Source organism: Variovorax boronicumulans, assembly GCF_029892485.1.
Classification (GTDB): Bacteria; Pseudomonadota; Gammaproteobacteria; order Burkholderiales; family Burkholderiaceae_C; genus Variovorax; species Variovorax boronicumulans_B.
Window position 1 is genome coordinate 103,942 of the sequence record NZ_JARXVG010000002.1, and the last position, 14,790, is coordinate 118,731.

Here is a 14,790-nt window from a genome sequence, read left to right on the forward strand (position 1 = left end):
AACCCGTTCATGCGCCTCGCACGCGGCCCCATGCCATGACGACCACGCAGGTCGCGCTGGTCGAAGACGACACCGGCGTGCGCGAGCGCATCGGGCGAGTCATTGGTGCCGACGCTTCGCTCGCGCTGGCCTACAGCGCCGCGAACGCCGTGGACATGCTGCGCTGGCTGGGCGAGAACCCGGTGGAGGTGCTGCTGGTGGACCTGGGCCTGCCCGACCTGCCCGGCCTTCAGGTGATTCGCCGCTGCCGCAGCATGCAGCCGGCCTGCGCGGTGATGGTGCTGTCGATCTTCGGCGACGAGGCCAACATGGTCCAGGCCTTCGAGGCCGGCGCGAGCGGCTACCTGCTCAAGGATGGCACCGAGGCCGACCTCGCCACCCACATCCGCAACCTGCGCGCGGGCGGCTCGCCGATGTCGCCCGTGATCGCGCGGCAGTTGCTGCGGCGCTGGCAGACCCGTACGGAAGCGCCGCCGCGCGGCCCGGAGCCCCAGGGTGCCGGTGCCCGCTCCCTCGTGGTGCCCGAGCGCCTGTCGCCGCGCGAGTCGGAGGTGCTCGGCCTGGTGTCTCGTGGTTTCACCTATGTCGAAGTCGGCGTGCAGATGGGAGTCTCTGCGTCGACGGTCCAATCCCATATCCGCAATATCTACGGCAAGCTGGATGTGCACAACAAATCGGAAGCTGTGTTCGAAGCCCGCAACCTGGGCTGGCTTCCCTGAGGCAGGTCGGCGGGCGGGCCTGCACCGGCTGCTGCTGATCCTTGCGCTGCTGCTGCCGTGCGCCACGGGCCATGCGCGCCCGGCCGATGCAGCCGGCAGCCTGCCCGACGGCATGGACGTGCGCTTCGCCGAGGCCACGCTCGAACCCGACGGCCTGCCGCCGGAGGTACGCCAGGTGCAGTTGCCCTTCCGGTGGGACCACGCATTTCCCGGCCGCGGCGGCAAGGCGAGCTACCGCATCGAACTCCCGGCCGTGGCCGTGCCCGAGGGCGGGCCCGCGGCGCTGCTGTTCTCGGGCGTGGGCAACCAGGTGGCGGTCTCGCTCGACGGCGCGCTGATTGCGAGCTTCGGCAGCCTCGGCAACCCCGCCTACGACGCGGCCAAGGGCTCCCAGCTGGTGTCGGTCGCCGCGGCCCTGCACCGCAGCAGCCAGCCGCAGCAGCTCGTGATCCGGACCACGCTGCAGCGCCAGCGCGGCGGCGGCCTCGCGAGCATCCGCTACGGCGCCGAGGCGCCGCTCGCCTCGCTTTACCGCACGCAGCAGAACTGGCGCAACAACTCGGCCATCGTGTACGCGGTGAGCCTGCTGCTGATGGGCGGGCTGGCCGGCGGCCTGTGGCTGCGCCAGCGCGATGCGCTCTACGGCTGCTTCGCGCTGGCCGCGCTCTCGGGCGTGACGCGCAACCTCGACCGCGTCTGGCCCGAAGTGCCGGTGCCCTGGCCGCTCTGGGGCGCGCTGGTGGCGGTCTGCTATGCCTGCCACATCGGGCTCATCGCGCGCTTCGTGCTGCTGGTGCTGGATCGCAACCCGCCGTGGCTGGTGCGCTCGATCTACGGGGCGCTGGCGCTGTCGGTCACGCTGGCCTGCGCTTCCTTCGCGCTCGCCAGGCCCACGCTGTGGACCGCCGGCCTGGTCGTCCTGCAGCTGACCAGCATCGTCTGCCTGCCCTACGTGATCCACGGTGCGTTCGTGGCGCGGCGGCGCATCGCGGCCGTGCTGATGGCGGCGGGCACGCTCGCCATCCTGGCCGGCGCGCACGACCTGCTGCTGGTGCGCATGGGCCTCTTCGGCGGCGCCTACTACACGCTCACGCCGCATGCGATGTTCTTCTTCGTGATGATCCTGGCCGGCCTCGTGGTCGAGCGCTACAGCCGCACCGTGGCCGACTACGGCGCGCTCAACGCCAACCTCGCGGCCCGCGTCGCCGAGCGCGAGGAACAGCTGCGCGGCGCCTTCGAGTCCCTGCGCCTGCAACAGCAGGAACAGGCGGTGCTGCTGGAGCGCCAGCGCATCATGCGGGAGATCCACGACGGCGTCGGCTCGCAGCTGGTGGGCCTGCTCAACGTGGTGACGCAGCCTTCGCCCGACCGTGGCGTGGTCGAGGAGCATGTGAAGCTCGCGCTCGACGAGATGCGCATGGCGGTCGATTCGCTGCAGCCCACGCAGGACGACCTCTCCACCGTGCTGGCCACGCTGCGCTACCGGCTGCAGCCGCGGCTGGATGCGGCCGGCATCGAGCTGGTCTGGGACGTGGGCCTCATTCCCGCCGTCGCACCCTTCGCGGCCCAGGCGGCACTGCAGTTGCAGCGCATCCTGCTGGAGGCTTTCACCAATGTGCTCAAGCATGCGGCCGCCACGCGCATCGTGATGCAGGTGAGCTGGCACGGGGACGAATCGCCGCCGCTGGTGCGCATCGTGCTCACCGACAACGGACGCGGCCTGCCCGTCACAAGCGGCGGGGCCGATGCAGCCGGAAGGCCGATGGGCCATGGCATCGCGAACATGCGCTCGCGCGCGCAGGCCATCGGCGCGCGGCTGGAGATAGAGCCGGCGGACGCGGAAGCCGGTGGCGGCACGCGCGTGCGGCTGGAATGGCCCTGTGCCCTGACCTGAAGAACACTAGCGCAGCGAGAACGCCAGCGCGACCGCGCCCAGCGCCAGCAGCCCGAGGCCGGCGATGAACACCATCTCGCCCCAGGCCTCCAGCCGCACGCCCGCGCGGCGCGAACGCATCGACATGAAAGACAGCAACGCGCTGGCCAGGAAGACCAGCGCGTCGACGGCCAGCAGCCGGTCGATCACCAGCCGCATGTCGCCGCGCGGCCCGAGGTGGCCGATCGACATGACGGTCATGCACACGCCGATCATGGTGGCCGACGTGGGCAGGATGTGCGCGGAGAGGCCGTTGGCCGCCGCGCGTTCCTGAACCACGACCAGAGGCAAATGGTCTGGCGACTTCATCCGGCGGGTGCCTGTGGATCAGCCGATCCGCACCGGCACGAAGATCTTGTCTTCGCCGCGCTGGATCAGAAGCGCCACCGATTTGTTGGTCGCCTTCGCCACCACCTCGCGCACCTGCTCCAGGCTCTGCGCGGGAGTGCCGTTGATGGCCAGCAGCACGTCGCCGGCCTGCACGCCGGCCTGCGCCGAGGGTCCGGCCGCGTCTTCGATCAGCAGGCCGCTCTCGACACCGGCCTCGCGCTTCTCCTGCGGCTGCAGCGGGCGCAGTGCCAGGCCCAGCTTGCCCTGGCCCGCGCCGGTGTCGGCCTTCGCGACCTGGGCCGGCTTGTCGCTGGCATCGCCGAGCTTGGCCTGCAGTTCCTGGCGTTCGCCCTGGCGCCACACTTCGAGCGTGACCTTCTTGCCCGGCGCCTGCTGCCCGATCACCGCGGGCAGGTCGCCCGACGAAACGATGGCCTGGCCGTCGACCTTGCGGATCACGTCGCCCGCCTTCAGGCCCGCCTTGTCGCCGGGCCCGCCCTTCTCGATGTTCGAGACCAGCGCGCCTTCGGGCTTGTCGAGCTTGAACGAATCGGCGAAGGCCTGGTTCACTTCCTGCACCGCCACGCCCAGGCGCGCATGCGAGGCCTTGCCGGTCGCGACGATCTGGTCCTTCACCTGCACGGCCACGTCGATCGGGATCGCGAACGACACGCCCTGGTAGCCGCCGCTGCGGCTGTAGATCTGCGAGTTGATGCCGACCACCTCGCCGCGCGTGTTGAGCAGCGGGCCGCCGGAGTTGCCGGGGTTCACCGCCACGTCGGTCTGGATGAAGGGCACGTAGCTGTCGTCGGGCAGCGTGCGGCCCTTGGCGCTCACGACGCCGGCCGTCACCGTGTTCTCGAAGCCGAAGGGCGAGCCGATGGCCAGCACCCATTCGCCGACCTTCAGGTCCTTGGTGTTGCCCAGCGCGAGCACGGGCAGGTTCTTCGCATCGATCTTCAGCACGGCGATGTCGGTCTTGGCATCGGCGCCGAGCACCTTGGCGCGGTATTCGCGGCGGTCGGTCAGCTTGACGGTGACCTCCTTGGCGTCCTTCACGACGTGGGCGTTGGTGATGATGATGCCGCCGGCGTCGACGATGAAGCCCGAGCCCTGCGCGCGCACCGGCACGTCGCGCTGCTGTTGCTGCTGCTGGCCGCGCGGGCCCATCTGGCCCTGGAAGCGGCGGAAGAACTGGAACATCGGATCGTCCGGGTCGACGCCCTGGATCTCGGCCGCGGCTTCGTCGTCCGACGCCTTCATGGTGCCGGTCACGCTGATGTTGACCACGGCGGGGCCGTCGCGCGAGGTGATGGTCGAGAAGTCGGGCAGCGTCACCATCGCGGGGGCGGCAGCGATGGGGGTGGCGTTGGTCGGGGCGCTCACGGCGCTGGTGTAGGCGCCGGCACCGATGGCACCGATCACGCCGGCGCTTGCCAGGGCGATCACCAGGGCGCGGGGGGAAGTCAGTCGGGTGTTCATCTGTCGGTTCCTTTCATTGCGTGGGACGCAAAACACGATGAAAGGAATGTCGTTGCGCTGGCTTAAGCGCGGCTTAAACGGGATTCACGCCCTCTTTGCCCCTGGGGGAGGGCGCGAACACCACGCGCACGCGCAGCCCGCCGAGACTGGGGGACTTTTCCAACGTCACCGTCGCACCGTGCAGTTCCGCAATCGACTTGACGATCGCCAGCCCCAGGCCGCTGCCCGGCGCCTGCGGTTCGCCCGAACGGTAGAAGCGGTCGAGCACGCGCTCGCGCTCGGCCTCGGGCAGGCCGGGGCCGCTGTCGTCCACGCTGAGTTCGATGGCATCGCCGAGCTTCGCGATGCCGATGTCGACACGGCCCTCCTCGGGCGTGTACTTGACCGCGTTGTCGAGCAGGTTACGCAGCAGCATGCGCAGCGCCTCGGGCTGGCCCTTGACCACTGCCGCGTCGGCATGCGCCACGCCGATGTCGATGCGCCGCGCCTGCGCGGCAGCGACAGCATCCGAGATGGCAAGCCGCGCGACTTCGGCCAGATCGACCGGCTCCGGCTTCGCACCGGCCGCCATGCTGGCCTCATGCCGGGCCAGCGCGAGCATCTGTTCGACCAGCCGCGTCGCGCGGTCGATGCCCGCGACCAGCCGGCTCACTGCGAGGTCGCGCGCCGCATCGTCGTGCGCGCGCTGCAGGCCTTGCACCTGCAGCTTCAGTGCCGCGAGCGGCGAACGCAGCTCGTGCGCGGCATCGGCGACGAAGTGCTTCTGCGCATCGAAGGCATGGCGCACGCGGCCGAACAGCAGGTTGAGTTCCTGCACCAGCGGGCGCACCTCTTCGGGCAGGTCCTCCTCGCTCACCGGCGAAAGATCGTCGGCCTGCCGCGATGCCACTTGCTTTCTCACGCGCGCCACCGGCGCGAGCGACCGGCTCACGACCCACCACACGACCAGCATCAGGAGCGGCGCCATCAGCGCGACCGGCGCGATGGTGCGCAGCGCCAGCGTGCCGGCCATGCTGCGGCGCGCCGCCATGTCCTGCGCCACCTGGATCACCAGGCCGCGCGTCTGCATCGAGAACACGCGGTAGGTGGTGCCGCGCGCGCGCACGTCGGCAAAGCCCAGCACCGCGAGCTGCGGCAGCGCGGCCTGGTCGGCGGATTCGAAGACGCGCACGCCGTCGGCGGTCCACACCTGCACCACGAAGTCGAAGTTCTGCTCGCCGCCGCCGATGCCGCCGACGGCCGCGCTGGGCGGCAGGCCCGAGCGCAGCGACATCGCCATCTGCTGCATGTGGTAGTCGAAGATCTCGTCGGCCTCGTGCAGCACCGTGCGGTAGGCCACGATGGCCTGGGCGCCCGCGGCCAGCACGATGGCCGCGAGCAGGAACCACAGGAGGCGCGCGCGCAGCGATCCGGTCACCCAGCGCCAGCCGTTCATCGCACCACCTCCATGCCCTGGTGCCCGCTCGCAGGTCGGCTCCTGCCCCCTCTCCCCTTGGGGAGAGGGCCGGGGCGAGGGCCGACGGCGATGGCGGAGACAGTGCGCGTGCGAAGGCCCACGCCCTCACCCCAACCCTCTCCCCGAGGGGAGAGGGAGCAAGAGTTCGCGCTCATACCTTGGGCACCATGTAGCCAACCCCGCGCACGTTGCGGATCAATTCCGCCCCCAGCTTTTTGCGCAGCCCATGCACATAGACCTCGACCGCGTTGCTGCTGATCTCGTCCTTCCAGCTGTAGAGCTTTTCTTCGAGCTGGGCGCGCGAGAGCACCATGCCCGGACGCGCCAGCAGCGGCTCGAGCACCGCCCATTCGCGCGCAGACAGCACCACCGGCTGGCCGGCCACGGTGACCTCGCGCGTGGCCGGGTTGATGCTCACGCCCATGTGCTCGTACACCGGCTCGGCGCGCCCCGCCGCGCGGCGCAGCAAGGCGCGGATGCGGGCCAGCAGTTCATCGAGGTCGTAGGGCTTGAGCACGTAGTCGTCGGCGCCCGCATCGAGCCCCTCGATGCGCTGCTGCACCGAGTCGCGCGCGGTGGCGATCAGCACCGGCATGCGCTGCTTGCGGGCGCGCAGGCTGCGCAGCACTTCGAGGCCGTCGCGGCGCGGCACGCCCAGGTCGAGCAGCACCAGGTCGTACTGCTGGGTGCGCAGGGCCGATTCGGCGGCCTCGCCGTCCTTCACCCAGTCCACCGCGTATTGCTCGGCGCGCAGCAGGTCGAGCACGGCCTCGCCGATCATCACGTCGTCTTCGAGAAGCAGGAGTCGCATGTTGTGTGTTCCGTTGTCCGGTCTGCGGGATTCGAGGCAGTGGCTGCGGCGAAGTTCAGTTCAGAGGCTGAGAGGCAATTCGGCGTGACCGCGCAGCCCCCGCAAATGCCTCCAATCAAGGCGCAAAGCACAGCCATAGCTCGGGTTATGGCGAGCATTTGCAACGCAGAGTAGGGGCATTTGCGGGGGATGAGCGGTCATGTCGGATTGCCTCTCAGCCTCTCAGAGCAGCGAGCGGACTTCGCGGGCGGCCTCGAAAAGGAGCGGCAGCATCTCGCGCTGCAGGGCTTCTTCCTGGTAGCGCGTGCCCGACAGCACCACGTTGAGCGCAGCCACCGTGTGACCCTGCATGTCGCGCAGCGGCACCGCGAGCGCCTGCACCCCGAGCTCGTGCTCCTCGCTGGCAAAACAATAGTCGTCCTTGCGCGTGCGGGCAATCAGCTGGCGCAGGCCCCGGGCCTGCGTGACGGTGTGCGGCGTCAGCCGTGCGAGGTGCCGGCCCTTGAGCCACTGGGTGAGCTGGGCGGCGGGCATGGCCGCCAGCAGCACGCGGCCGGTGGACGTCGCATGCGCCGGCAGCCGCGCGCCCAGGTGCAGGCCGTAGGCCAGCACGCGCGTCGGTGTGCCGTAGCTGCCGCTGCGCGCGACGATGACCACCTCCTCGCCATCGAGCACCACCGCGGAGAACGATTCGCCGGTCTGCGCCGCGAGCCGGTTGAGCGTGGGCTGCAGCGCGCGCGGCAGGCGCGACGAAGCGAGGTAGCTGCCCGAGAAGCGCAACACCTTGGGCGCCATCCAGAAATAGCTGCCGTCGGTCTCCAGGTAGCCGAGGTGGGCCAGCGTCAGCAGATGGCGCCGGGCGGCGGCGCGCGTGAGGCCGGCGCGTTCGGCGGCCAGCGTGGCATTGAGGCGCTGGCGCTCGGTGTCGAAGCTTTCGAGCACCGCCATTCCCTTGGCGATGCCTTCGATGAAATCGGCTTTGGCGATGGTCATTCGGGGTGTGTTTTCGAAGTGTTGCGCGATCATCGCGCACGCGTTCGCATGATCGCACAGTGCCTCGGAATGCCGTGAACCAGGCGGCCGGCCGCGCCCTACGCTTGGCAAAACCCTTCTCGGAGACACGAACATGCGCACCCAGGTCGCGATCATCGGCGCGGGCCCCGCCGGCCTTCTGCTCGGTCAACTGCTTTTCAAGGCCGGCATCGACAACGTCATCGTCGAACGCCAGAGCGGCGACTACGTGCTGGGCCGCATCCGCGCCGGCGTGCTCGAACAGGTGACGATGGATTTGCTGGCACGCGCCGGCGTCGATGCACGCGCCCGCACCGAAGGGCTGCCGCACGAAGGCATCGAACTGCTGTTCAAAGGCGCGCGGCATCGCATCGACATGCACGGCCTCACCGGCGGCAAGCAGGTCACCGTCTACGGCCAGACCGAGGTGACGCGCGACCTGATGGAAGCGCGCGCCGCCGAAGGCCTCACGACCATCTACAGCGCCGCAAACGTCAGCTTGCACGACTTCGATTCAGCCAAGCCGCGCGTACGCTACGAGAAAGACGGCCAGACGCACGAGATCGAATGCGACTTCATCGCCGGCTGCGACGGCTACCACGGCGTGAGCCGCGCGAGCGTGCCGGCCGATGCGATCCAGACCTACGAGAAGGTCTACCCCTTCGGCTGGCTCGGCGTGCTGGCCGATGTGCCGCCGGTATCGCACGAACTCATCTACGCGAACACCGAGCGCGGCTTCGCTCTCTGCAGCATGCGCAGCGCCACGCGGTCGCGCTACTACGTGCAGGTGCCGACCGAAGAGCGCGTCGAGAACTGGAGCGATGAAGCGTTCTGGAACGAGCTGCGCGCGCGGCTCGACCCCGAGGCCCGCGAGCGCCTGGTGACCGGCCCGTCGCTGGAGAAAAGCATTGCGCCGCTGCGCAGCTTCGTCGCCGAGCCGATGCGCTTCGGCGCGCTGTTCCTGGCAGGAGACGCGGCGCACATCGTGCCGCCGACCGGCGCCAAGGGGCTGAACCTCGCGACGGCCGACGTGGGTTATCTCTCGCGTGCGTTCGAGATTTTCTATGGCGAGAAGAAGTCGGCTTCGGCGCTCGATCGCTATTCGGACCTGTGCCTGCGCCGCGTCTGGAAGGCCGAGCGCTTCTCGTGGTGGTTCACCTCACTGATGCACCGCTTTCCCGAGACGGGCGCCTTCGGCCAGAAGATTCAGGAAGCCGAGCTCGACTACCTCGTGCATTCGCACGCGGCCTCCACCTCGCTGGCGGAGAACTACGTGGGACTGCCGCTCGAGGACTTCTAGGGCACCTGCCGCTCGAGCGCGGCCTTCATCGCCTCGCCGCCCTTCACCATCATCGACTCGACGTAGGCGGCGAATTCGTCGGGCAGCACGTCGGTGATCCAGACGAAGCGCGAGCGCCCTTCGCCGTCCGCGAACACTTGCGCGGACGCGTGGTGGTGGCTGGCCTTGCCATCGGTGATGGTGTAGGCCAGCCGGCGGTTCGCCTCGTCCATGCCCACCAGCAGTTCGCGCGCCACGAGGCCATTGGCAAAGCTGACGATGCGGGCGCCCTGCCCGTCCAGCTTGCAATCGGTCAGGAAGCCGGGCGCGAGGCGCGTATGCACTGCGCCGAAGTCGCGGAGCGCCTCCCACATCTTCGCCACATCGGCCTCGACAGTGAATTCCTTGTAGATGGTTGCCATGGTGCTTCTCCGGGTCTCAGGGACAGACCGCCTCGACGTTGTTGCCGTCGGGGTCGATCAGGAAGGCCGCGTAGTAGGTCGGGCTGTAGTCGGCACGCGGCCCGGCGCCGCCGTTGTCGATGCCGCCGGCCTTCAGGCCCGCCTTGTGGAAGGCCGCGACGGCCCGGTGGTCGGGTGCGCGGAACGCGAGGTGCGTGCCCGGCCCCTTCACTCCCTTGGCCGCGTAGAGCCACAGGGCGGGCGCGTCCACCGGGCCGATGCCGGCATAGCTGTCGTCGTGGCTGCCCAGCACATGGCCGAGGGGTGCGAGCGCGGCTTCGTAGAAGCGCCGACTCGCGGCGAGGTCTGTGACTTTCAGTCCGATGTGGTCGTACATGGCGATGACTTCCTGCTTGATGAATGAACCAGGCGGTCATCATTGAGCAGGGTCGCCATGCGGTCTTGGAGAATCTTGCGGTCGCCCCTGGCGGCCTGGCGAAAGCCGCGTGGCGACACGCCGGCCGCACGGTGGAAGGTGCGAACGAAGTTGCTGAGGTCGGCAAAACCGACGTCGAAGGCCACGTCGGTCACGGGCCGGTCGTCGTCCGCCAGCAGGCGCGCCGCATGCCGCAGGCGCGAGCGGACCAGGTACTGGTGCGGCGTGACGCCCAGCACCTGCGAGAACAGGCGCAGGAAATGGAAGGAACTCAGGCCCGCTTCGGCGGCCGCGCCTTCGAGGCCGATGTCGTCGTGCGAGTGGGCGTCGATCCACATCGCGGCATCGACGGCCCGGCGCCTGTCGCGCGGCGTGGCGGACCGCGACGGCGGCTTGCCGCGGCCGCCCACCACTTCGACGAAGCGGCTCGCGAACCACATGCCCAGTTCGTCGAGACCGACGTCGCTCTCGCCCTCGGCGGCGACCTGCGCAAGTTCGCCGAGCACCATGAGTTCGGGCAGCGGCGGGAGCCCTGCGGTGCGCCAGGTCTGCCTGTCGCCGCCGATCAGGTCGACGAAGCCGGGCGACAGGTGGAACGCCAGGCACTCGTCGCCGCAGATGTGGTGGTCATGTGTGCAGACGTACTCGTCGCCCGGGCAACCGACCAGCACCGAGCCGGCCACCAACTCATACGCGTTGCCGCGCGTGCGATAGCCGAAGCTGCCCTTGCGCACGTACGAGACCGAGTAGTCCTCGTGCATCTCGGTGAACGACGGCGCACCCGGTCCCGCGTCGCAGCGGTAGCTGGACACGCGGATCGGGTCGGTCTGCAGTTCGGTGGTGATGAGCATGCGAGATGTGCCCTTCGAACACCTGTTGGCGGATCTTCAGTCCACTGTGTGCATCGCTGCCCATACCCGCGATGGGCTCAGCGGCATGTGCAGGCGCGGCGCGGTCGCGGCGAGCCCGTTGCGCGCGAAGGCATCGGCCACCGCATTCACGATGGCCGGCGTGGCACCGATGGTGCCCAGCTCGCCCACGCCCTTCACGCCCAGCGGGTTGTTCGTGCAGGGCGTCGATTCGTCCATCTCCATGTGGAACATGGTGTCGACGATGTCGGCGCGCGGCGCGGCGTAGTCCATCAGGCTGCCGGTCACGGGCTGGCCGGTTTCCTGGTCGTACACCACCTGCTCGTACAGCGCCTGGCCGATGCCCTGCACCGCGCCGCCTTCGAGCTGGCCGCGCACGATCATCGGATTGATCACGCGGCCCACGTCGTTCACCGAGCTGTAGGCCACCACGCTGATTTCGCCGGTGGGCGGATCGAGTTCGATCTCGCAGATGTGGCAGCCGTTGGGCCACGTCGGGCCGGCCACGGTGCTGGTGGAGTCCACGAAGATCTCGCGCTCGGGCTGCTTGCCGGCGAGCGTGAACAGGTCGAGTTCGAGGTCGGTTCCGGCCACGGAGAAGGCGCCGCGGCTGTAGACGATGTCGTCGATGGCGGCTTCGAACTCCTGCGCAGCGAGTTCGCGCGCCTTGTCGATGGTGCGCTCCGCGCCGATGCGAACGGCGGAGCCGCCGGTGAAGAGCGAACGCGAACCGGCGCTGCCGAAGCCGTCGCCGCGGTCGGTGTCGCCGAGCACGACGCGGACCTTCTCGATGGGCACGCCGAAGGCGTCGACCGCCAGTTGCGCAAGCGAGGTGGCAATGCCCTGCCCCATGGCGTTGACGGCGGAGAACACCTCGATCACCCCATCGGCCTGCACCGAGACGGTGACGCGCTCCTCGAACACGTTGCCGCCGGTCCATTCGAGGAAAGTGGCGATACCGAGGCCCCGGTGCTTGCCGTTCTTCGCGGACTCGGCGGCACGCGACTCGAAGCCTTGCCAATCGGCCAATGTGAGTGCCTGGTCCATCACCGACTCGAACTGGCCGGTGTCGTAGGTCTGCGCCATCGGGTTCTTGTAGGGCATCTGCTCGGGGCGGATGAAGTTGCGGCGGCGCAGCGCGATGCGATCGATGCCGGTCTGGCGCGCGGCCTCGTCCATCAGGCGCTCGATGGTGAAGATGGCCTCGGGGCGGCCCGCACCGCGGTAGGCGCCGGTGGGCGCGGTGTTGGTGAGCACCGCCTTGAAATGGAAGTCGATGGTCTGGATGTCGTAGACGCTGGTCTGCACCCAGGGACCGATGAGCAGTTGGATCGCGACGCCGGTGCCCGTGGCATAGGCGCCCACGTTGGCCAGCGTCTTGATGCGCAGCGCGAGGATCTTGCCTTCGGCATCGAGCGCGAGTTCGGCACGCGCCTCGATGTCGCGGCCGTGCGCGCTCGAGAGGAATTCCTCGCTGCGGTCGGCGACCCATTTCACGGGGCGCTTCACTTGCAGTGCGGCAAAGGCGACCGCGATGTCTTCGGGGTAGGCGCCCGTCTTCATGCCGAAACCGCCGCCCACGTCGCCTACCACCACGCGCACCTTTTCCTTGGCCAGGCCAATGGCGGCACACACCGAATCGCGCACGCCCGACGGCATCTGGGTGCTCATGCGGATCGTGAGGCGGTCGGTCTTGGCGTCGTGCGCGGCGAGCACCGAGCGCGGCTCGATGGTGAGCGCGACCACGCGCTGGTTGATGACGTCGAGCGCCACCACGTGGCTGGCCTTGGCGAAGGCGGCGGTGGCGGCCTCGCTGCTGCCGTGGCGCATTTCGGCGGCGATGTTGCCGGTGGCCTCTTCACACAGCTGCGGCGCGCCTTCGGCGGTGGCGCTGGCGAGATCGACCACCATGGGGAGGTCTTCGTAGTCGACCATCAACGCCTCGGCAGCATCGCGCGCCTGCTGGACGGTTTCGGCGACCACGGCCGCCACCGCCTCCCCCACGAAGCGCGTGCGTTCGCTCGCCATGGCGTAGCGCGGCGGACTGGCGCTGTCGCTGCCGTCCGCGCGCTTGAACCCTGCTGCGCCCGGCATCGGCTTGACGCCCGCGGCCACCAGTTCGGCACCGGTGATGACGCGCAGCACGCCGGGCATGGCGGCGGCGGTGCCGGTGTCGATGGAAACGATGCGTGCGTGGGGATGCGGAGAGCGAAGAAAAACAAGATGCGCCTGGTCGGGGAGCGTGACGTCGTCCGTATAGCGTCCGGCACCTGCCAGCAGGCTTTCGTCCTCGAGGCGGCGTACCGCCTGGCCGCTGCCAAAGCGGGTGGGGTTGGGTTCAGTGATCAACGTGGTCCTCTTGTGCTGATCCCCGGCGGGCAACGCTGGCCCACTGGATCCGCTTATGGGGGGCAAATAGAAGCAGCACTATATGGGCTTCGGGGGTTCTTGTCCGCATCGACCGCAATCGTTTGCGACAACCGGCGGCCGGGCCGCCATTTTCCCCCATCCCGGAGGGGACGCGAGCGAAGCCGTGTATACCTATGGCATGCGACAACTCCCCTGGCTCGAACCCGGCGACACCCTGCCCGACCCCTCTTCGGCATGGGGCGCGGCCGACCCGGTTCCCGGACTTCTCGCAGCGGGCGGGTCCCTCGACGTCGATACCTTGGTGCAGGCCTACAGCCACTGCGTCTTCCCGTGGTTCAGCGACGACCAGCCGATCCTGTGGTGGAGCCCCGACCCGCGGATGGTGTTGCAGGTGGCCGAGTTCAAGCTGCACCGGTCCCTTCGCAAGACGCTGGCCCGATTCGCGGAAACGTCGGGCTGCGAGGTGCGCATCGACCACGATTTCGCGTCGGTCATCAAGGCCTGTTCGCTCTCGCCGCGGGTGGGCCAGTCGGGCACCTGGATCGTGCCGGACATGGTGGATGCCTATACGCAATTGCACGCGGCCGGTCATGCGCACAGCGTGGAAACCTGGATCGACGGCGAGCTCGCGGGCGGACTCTACTGCGTGGCGCTGGGCCGCGCGGTGTTCGGCGAGTCGATGTTCACCCGCCGGCCGGACGCCTCGAAGATCGCGCTGGCAGCGCTGGTGAGCCTGTGCCGGCGCGCCGGCGTCCAGATGATCGACTGCCAGCAGAACACGCCCCACCTCGCCAGCCTCGGCGCCCACGAGATGCCGCGCAAGCGCTTCGTCGCCCACGTGGCCAAGGCCCGGGAACAGGAGGGGCCACGGTGGCATTTCGAGCCCGTATACTGGGCCGAACTCCTTTCCGCGCGACCTCTTTCACCGACGTGACGCACCTCAAGGACCTCCCGCTTCACACGCTGCAGTTCTATGCGACGGCGCCCTATCCCTGCAGCTATCTGCCGGATCGCCAGGCCCGGTCGCAGGTGGCCACGCCCAGCCACCTGATCCACAACGACGCCTACTCCGACCTCGTGCTCAGCGGGTTCCGGCGCAGCGGGATGTTCACCTACCGGCCCTACTGCGACGGCTGCCGCGCCTGCATTCCGCTGCGCGTGCTGGCCAACAGCTTCCAGCCGACGCGCAGCCAGCGGCGCGCCGTGAAGCAGCACTCCGACCTGCAGGCCCGCGTGCTCAAGCTGTGCTTCGTGCCCGAGCACTACCAGCTCTACCTGCGCTACCAGAACGGCCGCCACGCCGGCGGCGGCATGGACCACGACAGCATCGACCAGTACACCCAGTTCCTGCTGCAGAGCCGGGTCAACTCGCGGCTGGTCGAATTCCGCGAGACGCTGCCCGACGGCAGCGCGGGCGCGCTCAAGATGGTGTCGATCCTCGATGTGCTGAACGACGGCATCTCGGCTGTCTATACGTTTTACGAGCCTGATACGAGCGCGGGCTATGGGACCTACAGCGTGTTGTGGCAGATCGAACAGGCGCGCAAGCTAGGCCTGCCGCACGTCTACCTCGGCTACTGGATCGAGCGCAGCCCCAAGATGCACTACAAGGCGCGCTTTTCCCCGCACGAAGTGTTGGTGGATGGACACTGGCAGCCGCCGGGCGATTTCACAAGATAAAATGGCGCTCGGT

14 protein-coding genes are annotated in these 14,790 nt (G+C 68.9%); 5 read left to right on the forward strand and 9 right to left on the reverse strand.

All coding sequences use genetic code 11. The features are described 5' to 3' along the window. The first annotated feature begins 35 nt into the window (after positions 1-35). On the forward strand, positions 36-719 hold the full coding sequence (locus M2282_RS05645; RefSeq protein WP_280807807.1) for a response regulator transcription factor: 684 nt from the start codon (positions 36-38) through the stop codon (positions 717-719). Next, on the forward strand, positions 661-2,613 hold the full coding sequence (locus tag M2282_RS05650; protein WP_280807808.1) for a sensor histidine kinase: 1,953 nt from the start codon (positions 661-663) through the stop codon (positions 2,611-2,613). The genes M2282_RS05645 and M2282_RS05650 overlap by 59 nt, the downstream gene beginning before the upstream one ends. Positions 2,614-2,619: 6 nt before the next feature. Here M2282_RS05650 and M2282_RS05655 read toward each other — a convergent pair whose 3' ends face one another. The 5 genes from M2282_RS05655 to M2282_RS05675 all read right to left on the reverse strand — a co-directional run bounded on the left by M2282_RS05655 (position 2,620) and on the right by M2282_RS05675 (position 7,724). Beyond that, complete coding sequence (locus M2282_RS05655) at positions 2,620-2,961, reverse strand: hypothetical protein (RefSeq protein ID WP_280807809.1); 342 nt, start codon at positions 2,959-2,961, stop codon at positions 2,620-2,622. An 18-nt stretch (positions 2,962-2,979) separates the two neighbouring features. Further along, positions 2,980-4,464, reverse strand: coding sequence for a Do family serine endopeptidase (locus M2282_RS05660; RefSeq protein WP_280807810.1), 1,485 nt, complete (start codon positions 4,462-4,464; stop codon positions 2,980-2,982). Positions 4,465-4,537: 73 nt separating this feature from the next. Continuing rightward, a complete protein-coding gene (locus M2282_RS05665; RefSeq protein WP_280807811.1) occupies positions 4,538-5,899 on the reverse strand; it encodes an ATP-binding protein in 1,362 nt (453 codons plus the stop codon). Positions 5,900-6,071: 172 nt separating this feature from the next. Continuing rightward, a complete protein-coding gene (locus M2282_RS05670) occupies positions 6,072-6,731 on the reverse strand; it encodes a response regulator transcription factor (protein ID WP_280807812.1) in 660 nt (219 codons plus the stop codon). Between the two features lie 222 nt (positions 6,732-6,953). Next, entirely contained in the window at positions 6,954-7,724 is a 771-nt protein-coding gene (locus M2282_RS05675; protein ID WP_042579964.1) for an IclR family transcriptional regulator domain-containing protein, read from the reverse strand. Between the two features lie 133 nt (positions 7,725-7,857). Between M2282_RS05675 and pobA the strand changes: the two genes are divergently transcribed. Continuing rightward, positions 7,858-9,042 (forward strand): 4-hydroxybenzoate 3-monooxygenase, encoded by a 1,185-nt coding sequence (gene pobA / locus M2282_RS05680; RefSeq protein WP_280807813.1) that lies wholly within the window; start codon positions 7,858-7,860, stop codon positions 9,040-9,042. Here pobA and M2282_RS05685 read toward each other — a convergent pair. From M2282_RS05685 to M2282_RS05700, 4 genes are read right to left on the reverse strand one after another with little or no spacing between them, the layout of a single operon-like run. Then, on the reverse strand, positions 9,039-9,443 hold the full coding sequence (locus tag M2282_RS05685; protein WP_280807814.1) for an SRPBCC family protein: 405 nt from the start codon (positions 9,441-9,443) through the stop codon (positions 9,039-9,041). The two genes, pobA and M2282_RS05685, sit on opposite strands and share 4 nt — an antisense overlap. 16 nt (positions 9,444-9,459) lie before the next feature. After that, positions 9,460-9,819: a VOC family protein gene (locus M2282_RS05690; protein WP_280807815.1), complete on the reverse strand. Its 360-nt coding sequence runs from the start codon at positions 9,817-9,819 to the stop codon at positions 9,460-9,462. Beyond that, entirely contained in the window at positions 9,798-10,709 is a 912-nt protein-coding gene (locus tag M2282_RS05695; RefSeq protein WP_280807816.1) for a helix-turn-helix transcriptional regulator, read from the reverse strand. The genes M2282_RS05690 and M2282_RS05695 overlap by 22 nt, the downstream gene beginning before the upstream one ends. A 36-nt stretch (positions 10,710-10,745) precedes the next feature. Next, the gene (locus M2282_RS05700; protein ID WP_280807817.1) at positions 10,746-13,076 is read right to left on the reverse strand and encodes a xanthine dehydrogenase family protein molybdopterin-binding subunit; all 2,331 of its coding nucleotides are present in this window, start codon (positions 13,074-13,076) and stop codon (positions 10,746-10,748) included. Positions 13,077-13,275: 199 nt separating this feature from the next. On the opposite strand from M2282_RS05700, the gene aat reads away from it, so the two are divergent. Together aat and M2282_RS05710 are read left to right on the forward strand one after the other, a co-directional pair. Further along, complete coding sequence (gene aat / locus M2282_RS05705; protein ID WP_280807818.1) at positions 13,276-14,031, forward strand: leucyl/phenylalanyl-tRNA--protein transferase; 756 nt, start codon at positions 13,276-13,278, stop codon at positions 14,029-14,031. Further along, the gene (locus M2282_RS05710; RefSeq protein WP_280807819.1) at positions 14,028-14,777 is read left to right on the forward strand and encodes an arginyltransferase; all 750 of its coding nucleotides are present in this window, start codon (positions 14,028-14,030) and stop codon (positions 14,775-14,777) included. The genes aat and M2282_RS05710 overlap by 4 nt, the downstream gene beginning before the upstream one ends. Positions 14,778-14,790: the final 13 nt, after the last annotated feature.

What these genes read in the sequence shown, in the direction of transcription:
- M2282_RS05690 (WP_280807815.1), bottom strand. Translation starts at nt 9,819, where the DNA reads ATGTACGACCACATCGGACTGAAAGTCACAGACCTCGCCGCGAGTCGG.
- M2282_RS05670 (WP_280807812.1), bottom strand. Translation starts at nt 6,731, where the DNA reads ATGCGACTCCTGCTTCTCGAAGACGACGTGATGATCGGCGAGGCCGTG.
- M2282_RS05650 (WP_280807808.1), top strand. Translation starts at nt 661, where the DNA reads ATGTGCACAACAAATCGGAAGCTGTGTTCGAAGCCCGCAACCTGGGCT.
- M2282_RS05665 (WP_280807811.1), bottom strand. Translation starts at nt 5,899, where the DNA reads ATGAACGGCTGGCGCTGGGTGACCGGATCGCTGCGCGCGCGCCTCCTG.
- M2282_RS05685 (WP_280807814.1), bottom strand. Translation starts at nt 9,443, where the DNA reads ATGGCAACCATCTACAAGGAATTCACTGTCGAGGCCGATGTGGCGAAG.
- M2282_RS05695 (WP_280807816.1), bottom strand. Translation starts at nt 10,709, where the DNA reads ATGCTCATCACCACCGAACTGCAGACCGACCCGATCCGCGTGTCCAGC.
- M2282_RS05655 (WP_280807809.1), bottom strand. Translation starts at nt 2,961, where the DNA reads ATGAAGTCGCCAGACCATTTGCCTCTGGTCGTGGTTCAGGAACGCGCG.
- M2282_RS05645 (WP_280807807.1), top strand. Translation starts at nt 36, where the DNA reads ATGACGACCACGCAGGTCGCGCTGGTCGAAGACGACACCGGCGTGCGC.
- pobA (WP_280807813.1), top strand. Translation starts at nt 7,858, where the DNA reads ATGCGCACCCAGGTCGCGATCATCGGCGCGGGCCCCGCCGGCCTTCTG.
- aat (WP_280807818.1), top strand. Translation starts at nt 13,276, where the DNA reads ATGCGACAACTCCCCTGGCTCGAACCCGGCGACACCCTGCCCGACCCC.
- M2282_RS05660 (WP_280807810.1), bottom strand. Translation starts at nt 4,464, where the DNA reads ATGAACACCCGACTGACTTCCCCCCGCGCCCTGGTGATCGCCCTGGCA.
- M2282_RS05675 (WP_042579964.1), bottom strand. Translation starts at nt 7,724, where the DNA reads ATGACCATCGCCAAAGCCGATTTCATCGAAGGCATCGCCAAGGGAATG.